Genomic DNA, 25,372 nt, shown 5'->3' on the forward strand with positions numbered 1-25,372 from the left:
GTGTTGGGGCGGAGCCGATCTTTTTGCAGTAATAATCCGCTATAATAACAGTAATTTCAATCCTTCACATATTCTTCTGAAAACAGGTGATGGTATTTATGAATGGAACCCCACGATATAAGCGGTGGTATACCGGCATGCCGATCCGGTTCAAGCTGCTGTTCTGGTTTGTCCCGCTGCTGATGGCGACCATTGTTGCCATGGGGTGGATCGCCTACGAAATATCGTCCAATGAAGTGATGGACAAGATGAAGCAGACCCAGGATCAACTCACGCAAAAAACGGCCGACCAGATCGACAGCGTCGCCAAGGCAATGCTGTTTTTTTCCAACAACCTCTTTTTGGATGATGAAATCCAGAGATTGCTGGAGTCGGGCTATCAGCCTGCGGAAAGGCAAAAGGCTTTCAAAACCGTCTCCAACATGATGGTCGCCAGCGATTCCATCCAATCGATGATATTATACACGCTCAAACCAGGCTACGAACACTTGGAACCGTTTGCAACGAATCAGGCGGGAATCACTAGCGCGATGACCTTGTCCAACTTCATGGAGGGCCCATACTTCGATGCCGCACTCAAGGCCAAGGGCAGTCCCGTCTATGGTTTGGTCAAACCGTCGGACGGCATTTTTGTCGGGGATCATTATCATAAAATCGTGCTGTCGCGCGTCATCGGCAATATCTACGACCTGAAGCCGGCTGGCCTGATCATGATCGGCGTGGATGCGGCCCGAATCGGCCGATTGTACCTGGGGCAGCCTACGCTTGCCACCGAGATGTATGTCATAAGCGAAGACGGGCTCATCATCACGGCCACGAATCAGCACTGGATCGGAAAATATGACACGGAGCTTCCCTATAACGGAGCGGACGGAGCCCATGCCGGATTCTCAACGGAAGAGAGGCTTGGGCTGTGGAAGGAGTCGCGGGATTGGATGATAACCCAGACGGAATCTCCGAGCACGGGCTGGCATGTCGTCGTGGTCAATACGCGGGAGAAGCTGGTAAGCGAACTGGGACGGATCGGACAATTGACGGTAGCTGTGGCCGTGGTCTGCTTCATCATCAGCCTTGTCGTCACCTGGCTGCTGTCCAACATGATTACGAAGCCGCTCATGAAGCTTTCCCGCTCGATGCGCAAGCTTCAGACGGGCGACTTCACGCAGCGGGTGCATTTTACCGGAGAGGATGAGATCGGTGAGCTCGGTAGCGGTTACAATGCGATGGTCAAGCGCATCAAGGTGCTGATCGATGATGTGTACGCAACGCAGCTGAAGCAGAAGGAAGCGGAGCTGAAAACACTGCAGGCGCAAATATCCCCTCATTTTCTGTACAACACCTTGAATACGATCAGTTGGACGGCGGAGAAGAAGGGGGAGAAGGATATAGCGGACATGGTATATTCCTTGTCGCAGGTATTCCGGCTCAGCCTGAATGACGGAAAGGATTTCTTTACGATTGAACAGGAGATGGAGCTGGTACGGAACTATTTGTTTTTGCAGAAAAACCGCTTCATGGACCGGTTTGATTTCTCGATTGAGATTGAAGCGGAGGTGGCCGCCTTCATGATCCCTAAGCTGATCCTGCAGCCTTTGGCGGAGAATGCCATCATACACGGAATTGAGCCGATGAACGGGAACGGTTTCATCACCCTAAGGGCATACGGGCTGGAGGATGCCGTCGTGTTGGAGGTGTTGGACAACGGGATCGGAATGTCCGAGTCGCAGCTGCACAAGCTCAGTTCCGGCTTGCAGCGGGTGGAGAATCGCAGCCTTGAGGCCAGGGAGGGCGAGCTGCGGACCGGATTTGCCCTCCTGAATATTCAGGAGCGTCTGCGATTGTTCCAAGCCGGTGCTTATCTTGAACTGGACAGCAGGGAAGGAAGAGGGACCCGGGCTGTCATCCATCTGGAGAGAAAAGGGGATTGACCTGGATATGAAACTGCTCATAGCGGAAGACGAGATTTCAGTGAGAGAGGGAATGGTCCGGTTGATCGATTGGGAATCCCACGGGATTGTCATTTGCGGCGAAGCGGGAAACGGTAGTGAGGCATTGTCGATGATGGAGAGCTGCTGTCCGGATATTTTGCTGACGGATATCCGGATGCCCCATATGGATGGGCTGGAGCTGATCGAAGCGGCCAAGTCCCGCGGGATGAAGTTTCGGCCGATTATTCTTAGCGGATATAACGAGTTCAATTATGCGAAGCAAGCGCTCCGGCTTGGCGCGGAGGATTTCATTCTGAAGCCTTGCCGGCCCGAGGAGATTCTAAGGACGGTGCTGGAAGCCAAGAAGGTCGCCGAGTTTCAGGAAGCTCGCGAATCCAGGCTGAAGGAGAGAGACCTGTCCTGGAACCGCAATATTCCATTAATGAAGAGCCAGGTTCTATCACAGTGGACGCGATATCCGGCCGTCCCGCTTGAAGACAGGGGGCGCCTCATGCAGGAACTGCAAATGCATATTCGGAATGCCGGGGTTCAGGTAGGGTTGATTCGTGTCGATACGTCTCGAATTCCGCTGGATGAACGGGATGTCGTTCTCCTGCGTTATGCGGCGGCCAACATTGTGAAGGAAACACTGGACAGCGTGTACGGAGGCCGCATCGAAGCGTTCCAGGAAGGCGATGACCTGTTATGGGTAGCCAGTACGGCCGAGGGCAGTCGGGGTTCGGTCAATCCGGCGTCCATCTTGGGGCCGTCCCAAGAAGGACTTGAGCCGCATATCCGGGCGCTGCAGGGGAATTTGGAGAAGTATTTGAAGATGACGGTCAGCATTGCCCTCGGATCCTGGAAAGCGTCCATCAATCAGGCCCATGACTCGTATCAGGAATCGGTTCAGGCGATGGAGTCCCGCTTCTTTAAGGGCAGAGGGGGCGTGTTCTTCTATTCGGGCAAGGAGCGCAAAGAAGGTGCCGGAAGCGAGGCCGGAGTTGCGTCTTCGTCCATATTGGACAACGAGCGGTTCGAGACGTGCGAACGGGAGATGCTGGATTATTTGCGGCTCGGAAGCTTTGAGCAAGCCTTGGATCATCTGGATGTGTGGCTCGATATGTTCAAGACGCAGTCCCATTACAGCAAGCAGGAGGTGAATCTGCGGGCGACCACGTTTATGATCAGCCTGCAAGGGATCGCCAAGGAGCACAGGATCGGGGCGTTCGAGTGGAAGAACCGGCTTGTGAATTCCATGGAGCAGCTTCCGCAGGTGGAGACGCTGGAGGAGCTGGCGACCATCGTGAAAAAAATGATGCAGCATCTCGTGGAAGCCTGCTCCTCCAACCGTACCTTACACCGCACGGTCCAATCCGTACTCGAGCTGATCAAGGAGAAATACAATACCAACCTGACGCTGGAGGCTGTCGCCCGCGAGGCCTACATTTCCAACACGTATTTAAGCTCCTTGTTCAAGCAGGAGCTCGGCGTCAATTTCCTGGATTATTTGCATCAATACCGAATCGAGAAATCCAAGGAGCTGCTTCGGCAGGACCTCAAGATCTACGCCGTCGCCCGTCTGGTCGGCTATCAGGAGGAGCGACATTTCAGCTCCACCTTCAAGAAGTGGACCGGCGTAACGCCCTCACAGTATAAGTTGAGTATTCATTGAGTCTGAGAAGGGTAGAGAGACATGCATTGTACGGGGCGACTTGTGTTCACCTTGCAGGTACTTAGGAAGGACTTAGAATACGAAAACGAAAGCGTAGCATCGCCCCGAGAGGGGCTTTGTGGTATGGAAACGGAACGTAAGGGCCATGCAATTCCCTTTAAAGGACTAAGGAAGGCATCCCTAAGATTGTACAGCCTTTCAGGGGTGCCTTTCTTTTTGGGAGTATGGGGATTTTCATAAAAGATAGCTTTGTGAGGAGCGAGTTCGAAGGTTTTCAACTATTCGTGGACAAGCACGAAGAAGCGGAGCGGGCGAATCGATTCCGGAAAAGCGGCAGCGATTGGAGGAACGATACGTACGTGCAGCGTCTTTTAACGGAACCTACTAGCTCATTCATTTCATAATGCAGCATTTTAGCAATCGATCATTCCAAGGTACCGACTATCGAATAGCCCCTGAAACAAACCATCGCAGCCTGCTATACATATCCCGACTACAAGCTTATGATGAAAGAGTCAGAAATGAAGTCATATTGCGGACGGAGGTTGCATCTACGATGAATCAGGATGAGAAGGGAAATAGCCCGGACATTCATCATATAGAAGAGCATCAGCTTAGCCAGGTGAAGATTGCATTGTCCAACCCCTTACGATGGGTCAACAGCTATGTGCTGCGGGGAGATGACGGAATGACCATCATCGATCCGGGACCGCGCACGGCTTCCTCGGAGCGGGAATGGCTGGCGGCGATGGAGCAGCTGGAGATGGATTTCAGCGACATCGTCTCGATCGTGCTGACCCATCATCACCCGGACCATTATGGGCTTGCCGGGTGGTTTCAGGAGCGGTCGGGCGCCAAGGTGTGGATGTCAAAGCGGGCACATCGTGAAGCGATGCTCATGTGGGGAACGGATTCCACGATGGATCGCACGCTCCCGGCCTTCTTCCGGCAGCATGGCATGCCGGAATCCAAGCTTGCCCTGCTGCCGGAGCATCTGAATGGCTTCTTCCCCCAAGTCACGCCGCAGCCGGACATATCGTTTATCGGCGAGGGCCTGCCGTTCCGGATGGGCAACCGGATCTGGGTGCCGGTGCAAACGGCCGGCCATGCTCCGGGGCATCTGTCGTTCTTCCATGCAGACAGCGGCGTCCTGTTATGCGGCGATGCCGTGCTGCCGCAAATCTCGCCCAACGTAAGCCTGCTGCCCGGCAGCGACGCCGAGCCGTTGGCTCGATTCCTCGCAGGGCTTCGCCGCTTGCGCGAACTGCATGTCCGGACGGCGTACCCCGGACACCGTCATCCGTTCACGCATTTCCGTGAACGGATCGACGCGCTCCTCCTCCATCACGAGGAGCGCCTGACCGCCATCGCCGGCATGCTGAGCGCTGCCGGACGGCTAACGGCCTTCGAGGTCTGCACCGTCCTCTTCGGCGAGAAGCTCGGCATCCACCAGCTGCGCTTCGCCATGTGCGAAGCGCTGGCCCATCTCGCCGAGCTGACCCGCCGCGGGGAAGTGATCGAAACCGGGGACGGAATGCGCTATTTTTCTGTACGGAAAAAGCCGCATTCCTGATATAATCAAGACATAAATAAAACCGTCTGCTTGTACGTTGACTTCCATCATGCGTAGAAAGGGCGGTTTTTTGTTTAATAGATTCAGAGGGCTACATTGTGGAGCATCCGTTGTCTTACATGGCCAGACCGTTATCTGTATAACCGCTACATCAGGATGCTTGGCAAGCGGCGCCACGGCACTTTTTCTCAAACGAAGAGAAGGCGCGTTCATTCCAAAGAAGGGGCTTTCTCCTGATTAGAGACAGAGTTTCTCTCTACCCCGCATATAGTTGATATACCTTGCTGTTTAAGCAAGGCATCCCCTCAAGCGTTTTTTTCTTAATTACTCATCACCATGATCCACTCCACCATATTCGTATCGAAGCGTTCCCTTGGTTAAATCCGCAAATTTCATGTTCTAGGATTCGTATCTTATAAAGCCCTTAAAGGAGAATCTGCCATGAAGAAAAAAGATGTGGTCGCCATGCTGCTCGCAGGAGGTCAAGGCAAACGGCTGAAAGGTCTGACGAAGAGGCTGGCCAAGCCGGCTGTTTATTTTGGGGGTACATACCGGATCATTGATTTTCCGCTGAGCAACTGCTCCCATTCGGGAATCGACACGGTCGGGGTGTTAACCCAGTATGAACCACTGGTTCTGCATTCTTACATTGGCGTAGGAAGCGATTGGGATATGGACCGGTTGAATGGGGGCGTATTCGTGCTCCCGCCTCATGAACGCGAGGACGGGACGACCTGGTACCGCGGGACGGCGGATGCGATTTATCGGAACCTCAAGTTTATTGACCAGTACGATCCCGAGCACGTTTTGATTTTGTCGGGAGATCACATCTATAAGATGGATTACGACCGGATGCTGACTTATCACAAGGAGAAGGATGCGGATTGCACCATCTCCGTCATTGAGGTGAACCTGGATGAAGCGAAGCGGTTCGGCATGGTGAATACGGATGAGAACTACCGGATTTTCGAGTTCGAGGAGAAGCCTGCGCAGCCGAGGAGTACGACGGCATCCATGGGCGTTTATCTGTTCCGCTGGAAGCTGCTGCGATCTTATTTAATGCGGAATGCGGAGCTTCCGGATACAAGCCATGATTTTGGCAAAGACATTCTCCCGAGCATGCTAGAGGACGGCAAGACACTGTACGCTTATCCGTTCGAAGGGTACTGGAAGGACGTCGGCACCATCGAGAGCCTATGGGAAGCTAACATGGATCTGCTCTGCAAGCACCCCAAACTGGACTTGAACGATCCGATGTGGCGCATTTACACCCGGAACCCGAATCAGCCCGCAGAGTATATTTCTCCAACCGGCGTCGTCCGGAACAGCATGATTAACGAGGGCTGCACCGTATGCGGCGAGGTAGAGCATTCGATCCTCTTTTATGGGGTGGAGGTAGGGGAAGGCAGCGTCATTACCGATTCCGTCATCATGCCCAAGGTGCGTATCGGCAGCCATGTACGCATAGACCGGGCTATTATCACCGAGGACATGGTTATTCAAGATCATGCCGTCATCGGTCCGCCTGAGGAAGATCCATCCCGAATTGTGCTTGTAAGCGATCAAGATGAAGACGTCCAGAAGCTGCTTCAATCGTCGTCTTCGTCCCATAATAATCAAGGTTAGGACGGGATACGCAGATGAGAGAACTCATGGGTATCATTAATTTGGAGCATGAACGGGATGTGCTGAGTGAATTGACGTATTACCGGTGCGGGGCTGCTGTGCCATTCGCGGGAAGGTATCGCCTGATCGACTTTGTGATGTCGAATATGATGCATGCGGGCATTGAGGATATTGCGCTGTTCGTTCGCAGGAAATACCGCTCCCTAATGGATCATCTGGGTGAAGGCAGGCCGTGGGATATGCACCGCAAGCGTGGCGGCCTATTCATACTTCCGCCGGATTGGAATGATGAAGCGGATGTGTCCGCTGGCGAGCTGCGGCATATTTATAACAATCTCGATTTTTTTGAGCGGGGAGCTGCAAAGCATATCGTGCACTCCGGCAGCCAGCATATCAGCACGGTCGATTTGAACGAGGTGTACGAATACCATCTGGAGCAGGGTGCTGACGTGACGCTTGTTTATACAAGGGTAAATGCGCCGAGGGAAGAGCATCGTTCCTGCACCCGGCTCGATGTCGATGAGGACGGCATGGTCACGGATATTCATTACGATCATAAGCATGATGCGGTATACATGGAGATGTTCGTGATGGAGAAATCGCGGTTTCTTGAGATGGCCGATCATTGCATCGCCCATGGGGGCAATCACTTTTTCCGGGACGCGATTATGCATAACCGGAACAAGCTGAACATTGCGGGATATGAATACCGCGGGTATCACGCAGTGATCAATTCGCTCGAAAGCTATTACCGTACCAGCATGAACCTTCTGAACCCGAAGGCGTACAACAGCTTATTCCGCAAGCAGGCGGTCCACACCAAGATCAAGTATGAGGTTCCCGCCAAATATTTGAATTCAGCCGATGTGAGCAACGCGCTGGTCGCCAACGGTTGCCAGATCGACGGGGAAGTAAAGAACAGTATTCTGTTTCGCGGAGTACAGGTAAAGCGAGGCGCAAGCATCCATAACTCCATCATCATGCAAAAATGCATCATAGGCGAGAACGTGAGGCTGGAGAACGTCATACTCGATAAAGATGTGATGATCTCGCGAGATCATAAGCTTCAAGGCGATTTTCGCAAACCTTTTGTCATTGCCAAGGACATCTCGATTTAATCGCAAAATAATACGAATCCGTCAGGAGGAACTTTCTTTTGTTTAACAACAAGGAAACATTCAAGCAGGTCTTTACGGAGCAGTTGGTGAGTCGGTTGGGGAAGGGACTTGAGGAAGCGACGGCTGAGGATGTATACAAAATACTCGGCGGCATGATTCGGGAGTATGTCGGACGGGAATGGGCGGCTGCCAATCGGATATACCGGGATACCGGGCAGAAGCAGGTGTATTATTTCTCGCTTGAATTTTTGATCGGGCGGCTGCTGGGAAACAATCTGCTGAACCTGGGTGTATTGGATATGGTCCGCAGCGGCCTTTTGGACCTGGGATGGAATTTGGAAGAGATTGAGGAGCAGGAACCGGACGCGGGGCTAGGCAACGGGGGGCTCGGACGTCTTGCGGCATGTTTTCTCGATTCGTTGGCGTCGCTAAGCTATGCAGGCCATGGATGCGGCATCCGGTATAAGTACGGATTGTTTGAACAGAAGATAATTGACGGCCATCAAGTCGAGCTGCCGGACAACTGGCTCCAGCGGGGCAACGTCTGGGAAGAGCGGCGGGCTGACAAGGCGGTGGAAGTCCAATTCTGGGGTTGCGTGGAAGTGGATGTGCAGGAGGGGCGAACCGTATTTCACACGGTGGATTATGAGCGTGTTCAGGCTGTACCCTACGACGTTCCGGTGATCGGTTATGGCGAGGGGCAGGTAAATACGCTGCGGCTGTGGAGCGCCGAGTCCGCTTCGGATATATCCAGAATCCGTTCGGCCCATCATCATAACAGCTATTATAAATTTTTGGAATATAACCGTTCGGTCGAATCGATATCGGAGTTTTTGTACCCGGATGATTCGGCATACGAAGGCAAGCTCCTTCGGCTGAAACAGCAGTACTTCCTCTGTTCCGCAGGCGTTCAAAGCATTCTTAGAACGTTCGACAAGCTGGGACGGACCTATCATGAACTTCCCGAGCATGTTGCCATTCATATCAATGATACCCACCCGACGCTGGTGATTCCGGAGCTGATGCGGATTCTGATCGATGACAAGGGCTTCGGTTGGGATGAGGCCTGGGACATCGCGAGCCGGACCGTATCCTACACGAACCACACCTTGCTTAGCGAAGCGTTGGAAAAATGGCCTGCCGGCATGGTTCGTGAGCTGCTGCCGCGCATTTACATGATGATTGAAGAGATCAATAAACGCTTCTGCGGCATGCTGCTGGAACGCTATCCAGGGGACCGTGAGCGCATATCGCAGCTCGCCATCATCGAAAGCGACCAGATCCGCATGGCCAATCTGGCGATTGTGGGTAGCTATCATGTGAACGGCGTAGCTGCGCTGCACACGGAACTGCTGAAGACCCAGGTGATGAAGCCGCATTATGAGCTGTATCCGGAGCGATTCAGTAATAAAACCAACGGGATTACCCACCGGCGCTGGCTGATGCACAGCAACCCCGGCCTGAGTCAATTGGTCTGCGACGGTATCGGCACTTCATGGATCACGGATCCTCATCAATTGATCCAGCTCAAGTCACTTAAGACCGACACCGCCTTTCAGCAGGGGATTCAGCGGATCAAACGGAGTAATAAAGAACGGCTTGCCGAATATATCGCGAATAAGCAAGGGATCGTGATCAATCCCGATTCCATATTCGATGTCCATGTGAAGCGGCTGCACGGTTATAAGCGGCAATTGTTGAATATTTTACGAGTGATGCACGTGTATAACGAGATTAAGGATCAGCCAAGCGCGGATCGCGTTCCCCGTACCGTCATTTTTGGGGCGAAGGCAGCGCCGGGTTACTATCTGGCCAAAAGCATCATCAAACTCATTAATGTCGTTGCCGAAGTCGTGAATAAGGATCCGCAGGTCAATGACAAACTCCAGGTGCTGTTTCTGGAAAATTATTCGGTGTCTCTGGCGGAGAAGATTATTCCCGCAGCCGATGTGAGCGAGCAGATTTCCACGGCTGGCAAGGAGGCATCCGGCACGGGAAACATGAAGTTCATGATGAACGGTGCGTTGACCATCGGCACGCTGGATGGGGCTAACGTGGAGATGTTCGAGCTGCTCGGCAATGAGAATATGTTCCTGTTCGGTTTGAAGCTGGAGGAAGTGCTCGAGTATTACAGGACGGGAGCTTATGTATCCAGGGAACGGTATGAGCAGGATCCGAGAATCGCCCGCGTGCTGAGTCAGTTGATATCCTCAGGACCGTTCTGCTGTCACGAGTTGGAGTTTGGTCAGATTCTTCAGTCCCTGCTGGATCATAACGATGAGTTTTTTGTATTAGCGGACTTTGCCAGTTATGTGGCAACCCAGTCGGATATCGATGATGCTTATTTGAATAGTGGATCCTGGACCGAGAAGTCAATTGTAAATATCGCACACTCGGGACATTTCTCCAGTGATAACACGATTCACCGTTATGCATCCGACATCTGGAATGTTTCTCCTGTTAAAGTCGGTGTGAATAGATAATCTATCTCTATTACAAAATCTAAAAAAAGAACCCCGCCATAGGCTTGGCGGGGTTTCCATAGGTGCTCTATTGGAATGTTCTTCATCATAGCATATGATGGATGCTTGGAAAATGACTAGATAGATTTACCGATTTACGTGATTGGACAGCCCGTTTTTTCATAGGTGAGAAAAGCCTTCTTATTGGTTAGCGGAGGCCTGCTTATTATAGAAGAAACTCATCGTTCCGGCCCGAAATGCTAAAATGCTTTCTACTGCAATCGTCTATCATTCTTTGAAATCACCCAGTTCACGATTGGAATAGGATAGGTTCGGTGAGTTCCTTCCTTCTGATAGGCAGGGAAAAAGGAGATTCGCATTCTGTGCGAATCTCCTTTTTGGGAGAGTGGTTTATTCTTTTGGAAGCTCTTCAGTCGTTCCGAACAGCTCGATCTCCCGCTCCGCTTGCTTGCGATGGGCGATCCGGCTGCTGGCGGCCGCGGCAACCGCGCCGACGATATCGTCGAGGAAGGTATGTACACGGCCGCTTGATTTATCATTCAATTGCTCGAGAATGCCGGGCTTGAGCTTGTCAATATACCCGTAGTTCGTGAAGCCGATGCTTCCATATACGTTAACGATGGAAAATGCCAGGATTTCATCCACGCCGTATAACCCTTCGTCATTGGCCAGCATTTCTTGAAGCGGGGATATGAGATTGCCTTCCTCCGCCAAAATATCTAATTGAATTCCGGTTAACACCGCGTTTTGGACTTCGCGTTTGCTAAGTACGGCATCAACATTCTCCATGCATTCTTCCATAGTCAAATTCGGGTAGTATTTTTTCTGAAGGATCATCACTAGTTCAGCGATTTCCTCCAACTTGATTCCACGCTTATGCAGCAGGCTCCGTGTCGCTTCCGCTACCTTCTTGCTGTTCAGACTGTATGGAATGTTTGAATCGTTTTCTGCCATGATGGAACTCACCTCATTTTCGTGGTTGATGAAGATGCTTACGACGATTGTACTTTTTCCACCCCCCTTTGTCCAGAAAGGACAAAACTGCGAGTTATTTTTTTGGAAAGGGCTCGTATACATAGGAGTACAACCTGTACAAAAAAATGTTAGGGAGGAACAATACATGAAACGTAGTAATCGTAATCTTCGCAGGCTTTCCGCCGCCGGGCTGCTTGCTGTTCCGATCGTGTTGTCCGGCTGCGGCGTGTTTTCCGGGAAGCAATCGGAGGCGATTGACCCGCCGCCTGCGCAAGTGGAGAAGCAGATGCTGAACACGGCCGGATCCACAGCGGCACAAGGAGACATTGGCACCCAGACAACGGTTTATCTTTCGGATGCGCGGGGAATGCTGGCACCTGTAACCTTGGGTATTCCGAAGGTAGAAGGTGCAAGCGCAGTGAAAGAATCTCTTGAAGTGCTTGTGAACGGAGGCCGCTATGCTGGCTATGTTCCACAGGGCTTCCAGGCGGTATTGCCTGCCGGTACGCAGATCCATAATGTGACGGTTGATCCGGAGAGTAAATTGGCCGTTGTTGAATTCAATAAATCGTTTACGGAGTATCAAGCGGCAGATGAACGAAGAATCTTGGAGGCGTTGACGTGGACGCTGACGGGACACGAAGGCATCGAGTCGATGCAGGTATGGGTGGACGGAGTCAAACTGACGGAAATGCCAGTCAACCACACGCCGCTGGACCGTCCGCTTTCACGTGCGATGGGTATCAACCTTCAAAAGGCGGATGACGCATTGTATACTTCCTCTTCGCCGGTTACCGTTTATTTCTCTTCCGTGACGCCTGACGGCATTCAGTATTATGTACCTGTTACAAGACTTGTTCCAACCGGACAGGATGCGGTTAAGGCTGCCTTGAATGAACTGATCCGGGGACCGCATTACGGTGATGGGCTTGTCGAGGTCATCCCGGACGATACCACCGTTGCATCGGTCGAAAAAGGTGAGGACGGCGCTGTTACCGTATCGCTTCAGGACAGCATGTTTGAGCAGGGAGAGCAGGTTCCAACCGAATTGCTGCAGGCCGTCGTGCTAACCGTAGCCGAGAATTCGGATGATGCGAAGGTGAAAATTCGGATGAATGATCTCTCTGAGGTGGTTGGAACGGATAGCCGCAATTATAGCGAGCCTGTCGGCCGTCCGGAGTTCATTAACGAAATTTCGATTTGACGCTTCACCGCTATCTTTGAAATATGCGCCGGAAAAGGTGCTTTTGTGCCTGCACTTTGGTAGAATAGGGAATGCTAATCAGGATTGCGATAAGAAGTAGGAGGCAGAAAACATGAGATCTAACGGACGTAAGAGCGATGAGCTTCGACCGATGAATTTATCGACCCATGTGAATAAATATGCGGAAGGCTCCGTGTACATCGAGATGGGAGACACCAAGGTGCTGATTACGGCGACCGTGGATGAGAAGGTTCCCCCGTTTCTGAAAGGACAAGGAAAGGGCTGGGTGACGGCTGAATACTCAATGCTGCCGCGCGCAACACAATCCCGCAACCAACGGGAAGCCAATCGCGGTAAACTCAGTGGCCGGACGATGGAAATTCAGCGGCTGATCGGCAGAGCGCTTAGGTCTGTTGTGAATCTGCATGCACTTGGCGAGCGGACAATTACGCTGGACTGCGATGTAATCCAGGCGGATGGCGGAACGCGGACCACCTCCATTACAGGAGCATTTGTAGCTTTAGCCATAGCGGTAAATAAAATTGCAGAACAACATAAACTAGCGGTATTTCCGATAACGGACTACCTGGCCTCCATTAGCGTGGGCATTGCTGGCGGACAGGCGCTGCTGGATCTGAACTATGAAGAGGATTCCAAAGCGAAGGTAGATATGAATCTGGTCATGACCGGAAGCGGCAAATTCGTTGAGGTTCAGGGGACTGGCGAAGAGAGCCCGTTTTCTCGTGAGGAGCTGGATCAGATCCTGGAGCTTGGGGAACAGGGAATCCGCGAGCTCATCGAGCGTCAGCAGGAGGCACTTGGCCCCATCGCAGCTAAAATCGGTTCCGTGAATGCGGGTACTGGAGTATAGTCCCATGACATTGACACTTGGAGACACGCTAATTGTAGCTACCCGCAATCAGGGGAAAGTCAAGGAATTTACGCATGCTTTTGCTGCTTTCGGTACGGAGGTCAAGAGCATGTACGATTACCCTGATCTGCCGGATGTCGTTGAGGATGGAGCAACGTTCGCAGCCAATGCATTTAAAAAAGCCAAGGCGGTTGGCGACGCACTGGGATTGCCTGTCCTGGCTGATGATTCCGGATTATGCGTGGATGCGCTGAACGGCGCGCCAGGCGTTTATTCCGCGAGGTATGCCGGCGAACACGGCGCGGACGAGGACAATAACGAGAAGCTGCTCGGGGAATTGGAACAATTAAGGCTCGGTGAGGATACGGAGCAGCCCTTGCTAAGTCCGGCCCGATTTGTCTGTGTGCTGGTGCTGTATGATCCGGTCTCGGGAGAAAAGCTCGAGGCTGAGGGGAGTGTTGAAGGCTGGATCACGTCGGATCCGTCCGGAAAGGGCGGATTTGGATATGACCCGCTGTTCTACCTGCCAAGCCATGAGAAGACGATGGCCGAGCTTTCCCTGGAAGAGAAACAGGAGATCAGCCATCGGGGAAAAGCACTGCGCAAGCTTGTAGCGGACCTGCAGGCGCGATAACCGAATAAGGTGCTATAAAAAGAAACCATACCGGCCTACTGCTGGTATGGTTTCTTTGATTTTTTAGAACAATAAGGACTTAACGTATGGATACGTTATACTCTTTGAGCCAGTAATGCACCTGGGCCAGGTAGGCGAACAGCTGCGGACCGGACATCAATTGACCGAACCAAGGGAGATTGGAGGACGCATCCGGCGAAGAAGCCAGCTCCCGGATTCGTGCCGTATCGACGAGCGGAAGCAGCGGCGAAGAAGGATCGTCCAGAATGGACAGCACCTGCGCTTTGACGGCTGCCAGATAGTTCGGATTGTGAGTTTTGGGATATGGGCTTTTTTTGCGGTACAGGACATCGTCCGGAAGCACACCTTCAAGGGCTTTGCGCAGAATGCCTTTTTCACGGTCGCCTGTCGTTTTGATGCTCCAAGGAATGTTCCACACATAGTCGATCAGTCGATGATCTGTGTAAGGTACGCGGACCTCCAGTCCAACGCCCATGCTCATCCGGTCTTTACGATCGAGGAGCGTTGGCATGAAACGGGTGATATTGAGATAGGACATGACCCGCATTTTGGCCTGCTGCCCGGTCTCCCCGGCCAGCTTCGGCACTTCGGCTACCGCATCGGTATAGCGGTCTCCGAGGTAATCCAGCGGCTTGATCCAGTCCCGGATCTCGGCAGACAACAGCCCGGCTCTCATATCTGGGGCAACAGACCATGGGAAAGTACCGGAATTCAGCATTTCTTCCCGGTGAAACCAAGGGTAACCGCCGAATATTTCATCAGCGGCTTCACCGGATATGGCGACGGTTGCGCCTTTTTTAATCTCATGGCAGAAGAGGAGCAAGGAGGCGTCAACGTCAGCCATTCCCGGGAGGTCCCGCTTCTGCGTAGTGACATCTAGCGCTTCGACCAGTTCGGGGGTGTCGAATTCGATCCAATGGTGGTTTGTGCTGAGCTCCTCGTGCATCCGTTTAATCCATGGCGCATCCGCACCCGGCTGGAAGGAATGGGATTTAAAATGTTTGTTGTTGTCCACATAATCGACGGAGTAGGTGTGCACTTGTCCTTGGCCCGTCCGCTTGTAGTAATCGACGGCCAGCGAGGAAAGTGCGCTGGAATCGAGCCCGCCGGATAACAGCGAGCAGACCGGTACATCGGATACCAGCTGACGTTCAACGGTGTCGCGCAGCAGATCGCGCAAGAAGCTTGCCGTCTGATTCACATCATCTTCATGGGGCTTGCTTTCCAGTTTCCAGTAAGTATAGTTGCGCAATCCTTCCCGGTTAAAGATCATGGCCATACCAGGACGAAGCTCTGCAATATCCTTGTAGACACCGTGTCCCGGGGTTCGGGCCGGACCGATAATAAATACTTCAGCAAGCCCCTCTGCCCCGACCACAGGCTCCACCTTCGGATGTTGAAGCAATGCTTTTGGTTCCGATCCGAATACGAGCGTTCCGTCAATGTAACTGTAGAACAGGGGTTTTACTCCAACTCGGTCCCGTGCCAGAAATACCTGTTCCCGTACGCTGTCCCAAATGGCGAATGCAAATATTCCATTGAGGCGTTCCAAACAATCCGGGCCCCATTCGATATAGGATACTAACAAAACTTCCGTGTCGCATTTGGTATTGAAACGATGACCACGTCGTACCAATTCGTCTTTAAGCTCCGCAGCGTTATATAATTCCCCGTTATATACAATGGCATAGACTTCCTCTTCCTGATGAATGATCATCGGCTGAGCGCCATTTTCGGGGTCGATCACGCTGAGTCTTCGGTGACCGAATGCGCACGGGTTGGAAATCCAAGTGCCGGATCCGTCAGGTCCGCGGTGAGCCAAACTTTCTGTCATTTTTACCAGCAGCTGCGAATCCTGCGTCAAATCGCCGCTCCATTGTATAAAACCGGTTATTCCGCACATGACGGTTCATCCTCTCTTTATCTTTGTCATACGCTGTCCCATCTTTTTAATCCTACGTCGCCAAAGTGATACAGATATATGCCGAAGGAAGGCATAAAATGTCTGTCCTTTTACGAAAACTAAGAAAGAGGACGAATATTCAAAGAGAAGGAGAGATGCGTCCATGAATAAGTCGACCTATTACGTTTCCGTACAGAGCCGCTCTGTGTTGACTGAACAGGGAGCGAGCGCTTATGAATGGGAGATTGAAGCAACGCAGGAAGAGGCGGATCAAGTTCGGATTGAGCTGGACATGATGCAGGAGAAGGACGAAGAAGCGATGGGATACATGTTTCCTTGGGCGGATACGCCGCAACAAAGCACCAATGCCCTGTTTCAATCCTCCCTGGACAAGGTGTATCGAACCATTTATCAATTGGGTACACCGGCCACACGCCAGCAAATGGAAGAGCTGCGATTGCTCTCGGATTTGACATGACAATAATAAGGATTGTGCAGTCCCTGCACATCTTGATGAAGGAGAATGTATGATGTATGCAATCAGAGATGCAAAAATCCGCCGCATTACGGAAGTAAACGGTGCCCCTTGCGCTGAGGTTGAGGTCTATCCAGCAGTGGAAGGAGAAAGTGCATTGCTGGCTTATCTGACGCCATCTTCCCCGCTGGGAGGCTATGAGCTGGTGAAAATCGTCCGCAGCAACGCCAGCACGGATGTGGATTGGTTCGACAACAGCATGCATGATGCATTTGTTGATGCCACGGACGAAGCGTTCGAGAACGATGTTCAATCCACCGCGGAGGAAGACCGGGATGCCTTCAAGCAGCAGCTGCTTTCTACAGGCCAGCTATATGAGCAGCTGAATCATAGGCTCAGTGAAGGACCCCAATATTTCTAGAGCCTTGAAGAATGAAGAGATCTGTCCGGCACTATGGGCAGATCTCTTTTTGTATGGATTCGGCACCACGGATGGTGAAAGGCACCACAATGGTGCCGCTACCGTTTTTGTGGCATCCACGCTGGGCTGTAAAGTGAAGACGGCAATGAGAAAATGTACTGTTTACAACAAAATAACACAAGAAAGACCATACGGTTAACCGCATGGTCCTTTTAGGATAAGATGCTCAATAAGCATGCTCCCTCAGCACTTGAATGCCCATGATCACGTTATAAACAAAAGCCCCGAAGTAGAGGATGCCGAAGAGGATAAGGTATCCAATGATGGAACCGAAGGACCCTGAGGTAACGGCCATGTAAATCAGCGGTATCGCTGCTATGACGGGAAATACGTGTGAGAACAGGGCGCGACGGGCGTGCTTGGCAACATAGGCGTCCGGGGAGAAAATCCATACGAGGAGAGGAAGGAGGAAGGGGGCAAAGAAGATGCTGAAATACGATAAAGAGGATAAAAGCTGTCTCATGATATCACGCTCCTGAAGTCATTTTCATGATATACATATTACCCAGTAAGCCCGCTCCTGATTCGGTTCTGAACCATTCCGAAAAAAAAGTTCTTTGAAAAATACAAAAGATGCGATATAATATACTTCGTTACTGTTTAAAAGATTTTCATACATATATGTCCCAGTAGCTCAGCTGGATAGAGCAACGGCCTTCTAAGCCGTCGGTCAGGGGTTCGAATCCCTTCTGGGACGTAAAAGAAAGAAGCTGCCATGATTGGCAGCTTCTTTACGTATTCCAGAGGGGTGATGAACTCCACAAATGGGGTTCGTCGGAGGTTAAGCTTCGTAAGGATTACATCGCAGTCGGCCGAAGGCCGTATCCCGACTGGGACAAGAACGTCCATGAGGATGAGAACCCCTGGTAGGGGTTCGCCTGCGCATAAGCTTCGGGAGGGCACTTCGCAGTCGGCCTGATTCGCGATTGGAAACAGGCGAGCCGCAGAAGGAAGCCGTTCATTTTTATAAGAAGCTGGGGTATGCCCAGATTGAACCAATTGGTGAATACATCGGGAGCGAATATAGCGTATGTTTTGAGAAGTGTCTGACATCCTAGCGGTTTCGCCTTATAATAGAAGAAAAGTATTTTACGAACCATATTGAGGAGGCATCGAGCATGCAGCTTACTAAAATATCACAAAATACCGCCATTTTATTGGAGCATGCCAGAAAATCGGGGCTGACTTCCTCCCAACTGCTGGAGGCTGTGCGCTCTGGCGAGGTAGAAAGATTCCAAGTCGCGAACAATGGTCATTTTCACTACGAGGAACTGTTCTCTTATGCCGGAGAGCATGGGGAAGATTTGGAGAAGGCCGTTAGCGAGGGATACAAAATTACGTTTAATACCCGCAACGGGTTGAAAATCTGGCTGGAGGAAGCCTTTTGCATCAGCTCGGAATCCGATTTTAGTGTAGGTGAAGGCATTATTGAAGGGCTGAAGTTCCAGGAGGAGCAGGTCGCACGCTTGAAGGAAGCGCTGGCTGTCAACTGGACCCTGCAGGAAGAGCCAACTGCAGATGGTATCCAGGTCAGACTGACCGTCAGAGGATTGCAATAATATCTAAGATAGCCACCGTACTTGTTCAACAAGACTAGTACGGTGGCTTTTTTAAATACAACATGATTCGTTAATTTCTTCAGAGGGAGATTTACATCCGGCTTGGCGTGGGCAGTCCCAGCACCTCCAGCGCTTCACCAAGGGTGTTCTTGAATAAGGAAGTGAGCCATACACGGAATTGGAGCACTTCATCCGCCGATTTTAGAATAGGGCATGCCGAATAAAAATTGTTGAACAAAGAGCACAGCTCATAAGTAAAGTTGCAGATGGCGCTTGGGGATAGATCCTGCCCGGCGGCGTATAGGGTATCATGCCAGGTACTGATATGGCGAAGCAGAGCATGCTCCGCTTTTTCCATAGCAGGGAACCGAGCAGGCACAGACGGCGCAACACCGGCTTCTTGAGCTTTATTGAGCACGCTGAGTGCACGCGCGTAGGAATAGAGCAGGTATACCCCCGTATTTCCTGATATTTCAGTGGCCTGCTTCAGATCGAACACCACCTCGGTTTGCAGTGCAAAGCGAAGCAGGTAGTAACGGATGGAGGCGGCTGCGATCGTATGACTGGACAAACCGTTTTTATCGGAACGGGAATCTTCGATGACCTTGGCTACTTGGTGGATAAGCTCGGTGATTTTAATTCCGATTCCCTGACGTCCGGACATCGCATAGGACGCTTTCCCGTCGGTAGTATCGATTCCGAGATCCGCAGCCGCAGAAGGGCTTAACGAAACAACGCCGTAGCTGACATGACGGAGCTTGTCGGCCTCTTTATGGAATCCCAAGCTTTCCAGTGCCTGCTTCACCATCGCCTGCGGGTACTGCTGTCTGTAATCGATGACGTTGATGACCATGTCTGCTTTGCCGAAAGAGAGCTGCTCGCCATGGGTACTCGTCGTCCACACCTCATCCGTGAACTTTTTGTATACAAAATCATTGGAGAGCACACCGTATTTCCACAAGTGGTAGGCGATGTCTTTGGCCGTGTAAGTCAGAATGCCATTGGAGCGGACGAGCACTTTATCCATACTGTGGTCTGACTCCGGATCGTCCACGGCTTCCGTTCCTGTTTGCTTGAGCACCCAGCAGCCTGCAAGTTTACCCTCGGTTTCCTGATGGAAGAGCGGCGTATTCTTCAACAGCTCGAAAGCGGACGACCAAAATCCCTCTCTGACAATACTGCTCTCCCACACAAGCAGATCATAGTCAATGCCGAACTGCTTCATTTCTTCAAGATGCTCTTTGACGATTCTCTCGGCAACGAGCAGTCCGATCCAGGATAAATTCTGGTTGCCCTCTTCCAGTGCGTGCAGAACCTCAGTCCGATGCTGAACCAGCCCAGGCTCCCTTTCATAGGCTTTATTGGTACTTGAGTACACGTCCCAGCAGTAATCGCCGAACCGGGCATGTTCCTTCGATAGCGGCGTGTGGAGCATCCCAACCACCGTATCTGCCAGTTGATTGCCAAGGTCGTCGATATAATTATGAACCTCTACCTCGTAACCAAGCTTCCTCATCAACCTGACCAGCGTATCTCCGATACAGGAGTTTCTTAGATGGCCGATATGGGCGGATTTGTTCGGATTAATGGAAGTGTGCTCAATGACAATCTTCTCGTTAGTTGCCGGAGGCAGTTCAAAGTGGTGCCCGGCCCAATATTCCCAATCGATACGCAGATTCATAAAGCCTGGGGCTACAATCTCACTGGAAAAGACCAGCTGTTTGTACGACGCGTCCTGCTCAAGCTCGGCTTGAATCAGCTCGGCAATGTGCATCGGAGCCTTACGAAGCAGCTTCGCAAGCTGCATCGCAATGTTGGTGGCATAATCCCCATGCTCCATACTGGCAGGCTGCTCAATCCGGATTGGAGTGGAATCGGGCAGTTTGGCGCCCAAATCTTCACACACCTGGTTTACAGCTTGTTGTAGGCTTGAAGTAATCAAATGACTTAACAAATTAAATCCCCCTTTTTGAAAAAAATACGTCAGAAAAATCAAAAAAGCCCTCATCTCCTAAAGAGACGAGGACTTGTGCTCGCGGTACCACTCTTGTTGTTAAACCGAAGGGTTTAACCACCTTTTTACGATAACGGTGTAAGCCGGGGCTTCCTACAGTATTTCACTTCGGAAGACCATCTCCTGGGTCCGCTTCACGGCCGACTTTGTACCGGTTTCCACCCTCCCGGCTCGCTTGGACTAAAGTCAAGTGCAGTTACTCTCCCAATCAACGAAAATCACATGTTCAAGTTTTTCATATTATTAACCATTCTATTTAGAAAATCAACCCTAAAATGACTAAACCTTCTCTGCAAAGACACGCAGGCGCCTGTAATCTCCATAAAACGCATCCTCATGCCAGAGTGTCGCTTGGGCAGCTTGGCTGATGCGGGCAATGGCTTCGTCCTTCTCATCAGCCGAGAATCCAGTGAAGAAACGATCGCCAAAATGCAGCAGCCAATACTTCACGCCATCCTTGCCCTCAGGCAGCTTCGTAGGACGGTCAAAGTGATGGGCGATATGCACGCGGAACCCTTGGGATTCAAGCAAGGTCGCATACTGGCCCAAGCTGGGAAAATACCACGGATTCCGGCTGTCGGCATCAATTCCATAATGATCGGCGAACACTGTTTTCAAGGCTTGGTAAATTCCGTCGATATTCCCCTTGCCTCCAAACTCTGCGACGAATCGACCACCGGGCTTGAGTGCGCCATAGACGGAGCGTACCACACCAGCAGCATCCTTCATCCAGTGTAGGGCGGCATTCGAGAAGACGGCATCATACGGTGTTTCGGTTTCGAAGTTCTGTCCGTCTCCGGTCATAAACGTCAATTCAGGATATTTGCTTTTGGCGCGCTCCATCATCTCGGCCGAATCATCCATGCCGGTTACATGAGCACCCGAAGCGGAGATTTCATAAGCCAAATCACCGGTTCCGCAGCCGAGATCAAGAATCCGTTCTCCGGGTTGAGGCGCAAGAAGTTCTGCCACTCCTTTTCCATAAGCCGAGACAAACGATAACTGCCGATCATAATCGTAAGCTTTCCATACTTGCTTTGACATAACAACACCCCTTCACCCATGAATTATCCTCATTGTGACATATTCACCTTATAATTAGAAATATATAAATGTGATAATGTTGATAGGTTTTATCAATAAAAGAACGGACAAAAAGCCGCTGAGCAGCGGTTTTATGTAGAACATTATTTGACGGCAACAAGAAGAGCGCCAACAGCAATGAGAGCAACGCCGGCTGCGTTAATCCAGGATATCTTTTCTCCAAGAAAGACAAAGGCCAGAATGACCGCGATGACAACGCTCAATTTATCGATAGGTCCGACCTGCGATACTTTGCCGTATTTGAGTGCGAGAAAATAAAACAGCCAGGACAATGCCCCCGCAATGCCGCTGAGCACAATGAAGCTTAATGCTTTCTTCTGAACCAGAATGTCACCGAGTTCCGAGAATTTGCCCTGAACCCCCACGACCCCCAACAGAAACAGTGCCATGATGACAGAGCGAATGGCCGTTGCTGAATTGGCATCGATGTTTTGCAGGCCTATTTTTCCGAAAATAGCGACAAGTGCCGCCGTGGCCGCCGACAGCAATGCGTATACAAGCCATAATGGCAATGCTGATCTCTCCTTCCTGACAAAGATAAAGTCTCTGATTAATGTACCGGATTCCTTTATAATAGTATAGAGCAATTTTACCGATATCATGAATTTCTATGAGATCTGAACAATTTGGAAGGGAGTGGATGAAAAATGACGTTTCATATAGCACCTTACGCAGAAGAGTATCATGATCAGTTGGTGGAGCTGTGGCATCGTGCCGTATCTCAAACCCACGATTTCCTGACGGAGGAAGACATCCGGTTTTATTATGACATGATTCAAAACGGAGCTCTGAGAGCCGTGGAGATCTGGGTGTGCTTAAATACGGAACAGGAGCCGGTTGGATTTATAGGGCTGGATGGTTCCAAAATCGAAATGCTGTTCGTGGATCCCCTCCATCACGGCCAAGGTACGGGAACGAATCTGATCCGGCATGCCGAACAGCTGAAGGGGCGGAGGCTGCAAGTCGATGTGAATGAACAGAACCCCAAGGCCCATGCCTTTTACAAAAAATACGGATTCGTGCAAATCGGCCGCTCCGAGCTGGACGGCTCCGGGAAGCCATTCCCGCTTATTCACATGGAGCTGCAGTAAGGTCATGGATCAGCGCAGCTGAGCCCATCGATAATCGTAAGCATAACATCCTCAGCCAAAAACTCCGCGAGATTACTCGCAGAGTTTTTTTCGTGGGAAGCGGGGCGCCAACCCGGCGCCGGCCGCGGTAGCGGCAGACGGGCACTATCTTCTTTGAAAGAACTTCGATAGTCGTTATACCTTAACTAATCTGATGAAAAAGTGGGGGAGCAGCCAACTGGAGGAGTCTAAGCTGAGGAGTCAATGATGTTTTTCCGAATAACTTGTCGTTTCGCTATCCTTGTCGTTCCTATCAGAAGAGGGTATCGGTCGGGCTGGAGCATCACCTGAAGAATCGCTGCAGCAGTCGCTGGATCTGATCGAGGACCCGTATATCTACTTTATAGTGAATCCCGATAGAGCGAATCTCACCGCTGGTTTGTGACCAAACGGGATTACCATGTCGTGCCGGAGTATATCGGACGCAGTAAAGAGCATGAAGAGCGCCTTACCCAACTGTGGTCCAAGCAGGTCGGCCCGGACGAAATGGTTTACCTATACCCGATGGAAGGCAAGTATTTCTGAACGTCGTGACACTGGACAACCTCTCCGAGCGAGAGCGTTGTCTTCTATTTTCGTGAAGAAGTCGGAGCGGGGGGAGTGCTTGGCGGTAGTATAGGATTGTCTGCAGCAGGTGTAGAGAGTTGTGCGGTCGCATTGCGTTGCCTTAACGGACTCAGGAGCCGTTAATTGAGGAAAAAACACTCGTACAGGTATGGTAACGGACCTGAAGTCCGTTATTTATGACAAAAGAGGGTAATTTGCCTGTGAATTTGCTAAATAACGGCTGTGGTGTCCGCTAAATTCTAAATTAGGCCGTTTTTTCAGAAATAACGTACCTACGGTCCGATAGAGTTTGTGTTCTGTGCGCGATGTTGGGAATCTGCTATGGAGGTCATGCGCCACATTGTACCTCAGAAGAGATGCGGCCTTTACAGGCCGACTGCGAAGTGGTCCTCCCGAAGCTTAGGCTCCGACGAACCCAATTCTGGGTTCATCATCCTTCTGGAATACGCAAAGAAGCCGCCAACTATAACTAGTGGCGGCTTCCTCTTTTACGTCCCAGAAGGGATACGGCCTCGCAGAGGCCGACTGCGCAGCAATCCTTCCGAAGCATAGGCTCCGGCGCCCCCCTACCAGGGGTGCTCATCCCCGTGGACGCAAAAACACCGCCCCTAAGAGGCGGTGCATTTTTTACGTCCCAGAAGGGATTCGAACCCCTGACCGACGGCTTAGAAGGCCGTTGCTCTATCCAGCTGAGCTACTGGGACATAGGAATTTTTCAAGCAAAAAATATATTATCACATACGCTGGAGAAATTCAATCATTATTTTAAGATGCAAAGTTTTTTGGTTCTGCAAGATTATGAGAGCAGCATATCGGGTTATATTGATAAAATATACGCTGGACTATATAAAGATAGTCGTCCACCCGTTGCCGGATGTGGCCAAGTACGAGGGATGTCAGCCCCTTTTTAAACTTGGCAGTACATATGCTATAATCAACGAATACGAAAAACAGGACTAGAAAGGAGGTGTCCTTATCAAGGACTCTTACTCCCAAGAACAAGAGGACAAGAACATCATCCTGTTTCCGAAGACGCTGGATTATTACCAGATTCAGCTTACGGTTATGCTCGAGAATGAACGTTACGGTGAAGCGATGGAGGTTCTGCGCTTTCTGCTGAAATGCGGAGGACAGAATGAACGGCATTATGAAGAGTGGAATTCGCTCCTCGACTGGCTTGAAGCCGCATTTCCGGAACAGGCTGTCCCCCGTTCGGTTGATTCCGAAGCAGAGCCCGAGGAGGATGATCCGGACGAAGCGGAAATGGCAAGGCAGATGGTTAGGGACAAAGTCGCTCAGGATGCCGGATATGCCGACAAGCTGCTGGCTTCGGTCATGAACGGGCCGCTGACAGAGCAGACCATTTTGGCGCTGGAACAGCTCGCTTATTTGGACCGTCCGGAGATCGACGCTCTTTTGGTCGAGTGGCTGCATGATACGCCGCTTCATCCGCTGCTGCAATTTCGGGTGTTGCAAACGCTCCGGAGAAGAGGAATGGAAGGGAATGTGAGCCTTCATCGCGGGCAGGAAGCCGTCGAGATTGAGATCGATTCGGTTCCCTTGGACCCAGGAAGTTTCCCGGACGCCATTTCGAAAATTTTGGAGCGTGTGGCCGATCAGACTGAGATTCATGAACCGACACTATTTTATTTTGCACAGGAATTATGGTCTCAGTTCATCATGGCGATTTACGGCACCGAAGATTACCATTCCATGCTGGATGAAGAAGAATCCACGCTTGACATATGGGCGGCTGCTCTGCATGACATTGTGTCGGAGAGTCTGAAAGGGTTTCGCAATGAGGAGGAAATCCGCCCGCTCTACGGCATAACGGACACTATGCGGTTCCGCTATGAGGGAGCCTACCGATCTCTTAAACAATTTGTTGCTGCGGGCGTGGAAGATTAGCGAGAGTTGGAAAACGTTTACGGTATCGTAGCATAAGGGTTCGCCCTTGAAAAAGAATTTAATGTTGTTTATACTATAGTGGTTATTCGGTACGTGATACATTATTGCGTCGACCACGTGAATTAT

At 51.2% G+C, this 25,372-nt stretch carries 20 protein-coding genes, 2 tRNA genes and 1 other annotated feature; of the genes, 15 read left to right on the plus strand and 7 right to left on the minus strand.

What is annotated here, in order from left to right:
* The first annotated feature begins 98 nt into the window (after positions 1-98).
* From MHH48_RS08130 to MHH48_RS08155, 6 genes are all read left to right on the plus strand, one after another.
* Complete coding sequence (locus tag MHH48_RS08130; protein ID WP_076323086.1) at positions 99-1,928, plus strand: sensor histidine kinase; 1,830 nt, start codon at positions 99-101, stop codon at positions 1,926-1,928.
* Between the two features lie 7 nt (positions 1,929-1,935).
* Positions 1,936-3,600 carry a response regulator gene (locus tag MHH48_RS08135; protein ID WP_076323087.1) on the plus strand — a complete coding sequence of 555 codons (1,665 nt, stop codon included), beginning with the start codon at positions 1,936-1,938 and terminating at the stop codon, positions 3,598-3,600.
* Positions 3,601-4,003: 403 nt separating this feature from the next.
* Complete coding sequence (locus MHH48_RS08140; RefSeq protein ID WP_256720559.1) at positions 4,004-5,173, plus strand: MBL fold metallo-hydrolase; 1,170 nt, start codon at positions 4,004-4,006, stop codon at positions 5,171-5,173.
* Between the two features lie 441 nt (positions 5,174-5,614).
* Entirely contained in the window at positions 5,615-6,799 is a 1,185-nt protein-coding gene (locus MHH48_RS08145; RefSeq protein WP_076323090.1) for a glucose-1-phosphate adenylyltransferase, read from the plus strand.
* A gap of 14 nt (positions 6,800-6,813) precedes the next feature.
* Positions 6,814-7,917, plus strand: a complete 1,104-nt coding sequence (gene glgD, locus MHH48_RS08150; RefSeq protein ID WP_076323091.1) for a glucose-1-phosphate adenylyltransferase subunit GlgD — start codon at positions 6,814-6,816, stop codon at positions 7,915-7,917.
* A 38-nt stretch (positions 7,918-7,955) separates the two neighbouring features.
* On the plus strand, positions 7,956-10,400 hold the full coding sequence (locus MHH48_RS08155; protein ID WP_076323092.1) for a glycogen/starch/alpha-glucan phosphorylase: 2,445 nt from the start codon (positions 7,956-7,958) through the stop codon (positions 10,398-10,400).
* Positions 10,401-10,790: 390 nt separating this feature from the next.
* Here MHH48_RS08155 and MHH48_RS08160 read toward each other — a convergent pair whose 3' ends face one another.
* Positions 10,791-11,354, minus strand: coding sequence for a phosphatidylglycerophosphatase A (locus MHH48_RS08160; RefSeq protein WP_076323093.1), 564 nt, complete (start codon positions 11,352-11,354; stop codon positions 10,791-10,793).
* 166 nt (positions 11,355-11,520) lie between these two features.
* On the opposite strand from MHH48_RS08160, the gene MHH48_RS08165 reads away from it, so the two are divergent.
* From MHH48_RS08165 to MHH48_RS08175, 3 genes are all read left to right on the plus strand, one after another.
* Positions 11,521-12,579 carry a GerMN domain-containing protein gene (locus tag MHH48_RS08165; RefSeq protein ID WP_076323094.1) on the plus strand — a complete coding sequence of 353 codons (1,059 nt, stop codon included), beginning with the start codon at positions 11,521-11,523 and terminating at the stop codon, positions 12,577-12,579.
* Positions 12,580-12,691: 112 nt separating this feature from the next.
* Positions 12,692-13,450, plus strand: coding sequence for a ribonuclease PH (gene rph / locus MHH48_RS08170; protein ID WP_076323095.1), 759 nt, complete (start codon positions 12,692-12,694; stop codon positions 13,448-13,450).
* Positions 13,451-13,454: 4 nt separating this feature from the next.
* The gene (locus MHH48_RS08175; RefSeq protein WP_076323096.1) at positions 13,455-14,084 is read left to right on the plus strand and encodes an XTP/dITP diphosphatase; all 630 of its coding nucleotides are present in this window, start codon (positions 13,455-13,457) and stop codon (positions 14,082-14,084) included.
* Positions 14,085-14,163: 79 nt separating this feature from the next.
* Here the strand turns inward: MHH48_RS08175 and asnB are convergent, their stop codons facing one another.
* A complete protein-coding gene (gene asnB, locus MHH48_RS08180; protein ID WP_076323097.1) occupies positions 14,164-16,008 on the minus strand; it encodes an asparagine synthase (glutamine-hydrolyzing) in 1,845 nt (614 codons plus the stop codon).
* A gap of 163 nt (positions 16,009-16,171) precedes the next feature.
* Between asnB and MHH48_RS08185 the strand changes: the two genes are divergently transcribed.
* Positions 16,172-16,486 carry a hypothetical protein gene (locus MHH48_RS08185; RefSeq protein WP_076323098.1) on the plus strand — a complete coding sequence of 105 codons (315 nt, stop codon included), beginning with the start codon at positions 16,172-16,174 and terminating at the stop codon, positions 16,484-16,486.
* Between the two features lie 49 nt (positions 16,487-16,535).
* Positions 16,536-16,904 carry a hypothetical protein gene (locus tag MHH48_RS08190; protein WP_340390669.1) on the plus strand — a complete coding sequence of 123 codons (369 nt, stop codon included), beginning with the start codon at positions 16,536-16,538 and terminating at the stop codon, positions 16,902-16,904.
* Between the two features lie 226 nt (positions 16,905-17,130).
* Here the strand turns inward: MHH48_RS08190 and MHH48_RS08195 are convergent, their stop codons facing one another.
* On the minus strand, positions 17,131-17,427 hold the full coding sequence (locus MHH48_RS08195; RefSeq protein WP_076323100.1) for a DUF4870 domain-containing protein: 297 nt from the start codon (positions 17,425-17,427) through the stop codon (positions 17,131-17,133).
* Positions 17,428-17,587: 160 nt separating this feature from the next.
* Between MHH48_RS08195 and MHH48_RS08200 the strand changes: the two genes are divergently transcribed.
* Positions 17,588-17,661: transfer RNA gene (locus tag MHH48_RS08200), tRNA-Arg, on the plus strand.
* 421 nt (positions 17,662-18,082) lie between these two features.
* Positions 18,083-18,523, plus strand: coding sequence for a hypothetical protein (locus MHH48_RS08205; protein WP_076323101.1), 441 nt, complete (start codon positions 18,083-18,085; stop codon positions 18,521-18,523).
* Between the two features lie 91 nt (positions 18,524-18,614).
* Here MHH48_RS08205 and argS read toward each other — a convergent pair whose 3' ends face one another.
* From argS to MHH48_RS08220, 3 genes are all read right to left on the minus strand, one after another.
* Entirely contained in the window at positions 18,615-20,477 is a 1,863-nt protein-coding gene (gene argS / locus MHH48_RS08210; RefSeq protein WP_076323186.1) for an arginine--tRNA ligase, read from the minus strand.
* Between the two features lie 58 nt (positions 20,478-20,535).
* Positions 20,536-20,758, minus strand: a binding site (T-box leader).
* 58 nt (positions 20,759-20,816) lie between these two features.
* The gene (locus tag MHH48_RS08215) at positions 20,817-21,581 is read right to left on the minus strand and encodes a class I SAM-dependent methyltransferase (protein ID WP_076323102.1); all 765 of its coding nucleotides are present in this window, start codon (positions 21,579-21,581) and stop codon (positions 20,817-20,819) included.
* A gap of 143 nt (positions 21,582-21,724) precedes the next feature.
* Entirely contained in the window at positions 21,725-22,153 is a 429-nt protein-coding gene (locus MHH48_RS08220) for an EamA family transporter (RefSeq protein ID WP_076323103.1), read from the minus strand.
* Positions 22,154-22,288: 135 nt separating this feature from the next.
* Here MHH48_RS08220 and MHH48_RS08225 point away from each other — a divergent pair, with 135 nt between their 5' ends.
* Positions 22,289-22,732, plus strand: a complete 444-nt coding sequence (locus MHH48_RS08225; RefSeq protein WP_076323104.1) for an acetyltransferase — start codon at positions 22,289-22,291, stop codon at positions 22,730-22,732.
* A gap of 1,236 nt (positions 22,733-23,968) precedes the next feature.
* On the opposite strand, the gene MHH48_RS08230 is transcribed toward MHH48_RS08225, so the two are convergent.
* Positions 23,969-24,042 (minus strand) — tRNA-Arg (locus MHH48_RS08230).
* Positions 24,043-24,403: 361 nt separating this feature from the next.
* Between MHH48_RS08230 and MHH48_RS08235 the strand changes: the two genes are divergently transcribed.
* Complete coding sequence (locus tag MHH48_RS08235; protein WP_076323105.1) at positions 24,404-25,246, plus strand: hypothetical protein; 843 nt, start codon at positions 24,404-24,406, stop codon at positions 25,244-25,246.
* Positions 25,247-25,372: the final 126 nt, after the last annotated feature.

This window comes from Paenibacillus sp. FSL F4-0100 (assembly GCF_037993005.1).
In the GTDB taxonomy this organism is placed as follows: domain Bacteria; phylum Bacillota; class Bacilli; order Paenibacillales; family Paenibacillaceae; genus Paenibacillus_AQ.

Coding starts and splice junctions, on each gene's coding strand:
- asnB (WP_076323097.1), bottom strand. CDS start 16,008: ATGTGCGGAATAACCGGTTTTATACAATGGAGCGGCGATTTGACGCAG.
- MHH48_RS08195 (WP_076323100.1), bottom strand. CDS start 17,427: ATGAGACAGCTTTTATCCTCTTTATCGTATTTCAGCATCTTCTTTGCC.
- MHH48_RS08145 (WP_076323090.1), top strand. CDS start 5,615: ATGAAGAAAAAAGATGTGGTCGCCATGCTGCTCGCAGGAGGTCAAGGC.
- MHH48_RS08185 (WP_076323098.1), top strand. CDS start 16,172: ATGAATAAGTCGACCTATTACGTTTCCGTACAGAGCCGCTCTGTGTTG.
- MHH48_RS08215 (WP_076323102.1), bottom strand. CDS start 21,581: ATGTCAAAGCAAGTATGGAAAGCTTACGATTATGATCGGCAGTTATCG.
- MHH48_RS08140 (WP_256720559.1), top strand. CDS start 4,004: ATGCAGCATTTTAGCAATCGATCATTCCAAGGTACCGACTATCGAATA.
- MHH48_RS08165 (WP_076323094.1), top strand. CDS start 11,521: ATGAAACGTAGTAATCGTAATCTTCGCAGGCTTTCCGCCGCCGGGCTG.
- rph (WP_076323095.1), top strand. CDS start 12,692: ATGAGATCTAACGGACGTAAGAGCGATGAGCTTCGACCGATGAATTTA.
- MHH48_RS08235 (WP_076323105.1), top strand. CDS start 24,404: ATGCTCGAGAATGAACGTTACGGTGAAGCGATGGAGGTTCTGCGCTTT.
- glgD (WP_076323091.1), top strand. CDS start 6,814: ATGAGAGAACTCATGGGTATCATTAATTTGGAGCATGAACGGGATGTG.
- MHH48_RS08225 (WP_076323104.1), top strand. CDS start 22,289: ATGACGTTTCATATAGCACCTTACGCAGAAGAGTATCATGATCAGTTG.
- MHH48_RS08160 (WP_076323093.1), bottom strand. CDS start 11,354: ATGGCAGAAAACGATTCAAACATTCCATACAGTCTGAACAGCAAGAAG.
- MHH48_RS08190 (WP_340390669.1), top strand. CDS start 16,536: ATGATGTATGCAATCAGAGATGCAAAAATCCGCCGCATTACGGAAGTA.
- MHH48_RS08130 (WP_076323086.1), top strand. CDS start 99: ATGAATGGAACCCCACGATATAAGCGGTGGTATACCGGCATGCCGATC.
- MHH48_RS08205 (WP_076323101.1), top strand. CDS start 18,083: ATGCAGCTTACTAAAATATCACAAAATACCGCCATTTTATTGGAGCAT.
- MHH48_RS08135 (WP_076323087.1), top strand. CDS start 1,936: ATGAAACTGCTCATAGCGGAAGACGAGATTTCAGTGAGAGAGGGAATG.
- MHH48_RS08175 (WP_076323096.1), top strand. CDS start 13,455: ATGACATTGACACTTGGAGACACGCTAATTGTAGCTACCCGCAATCAG.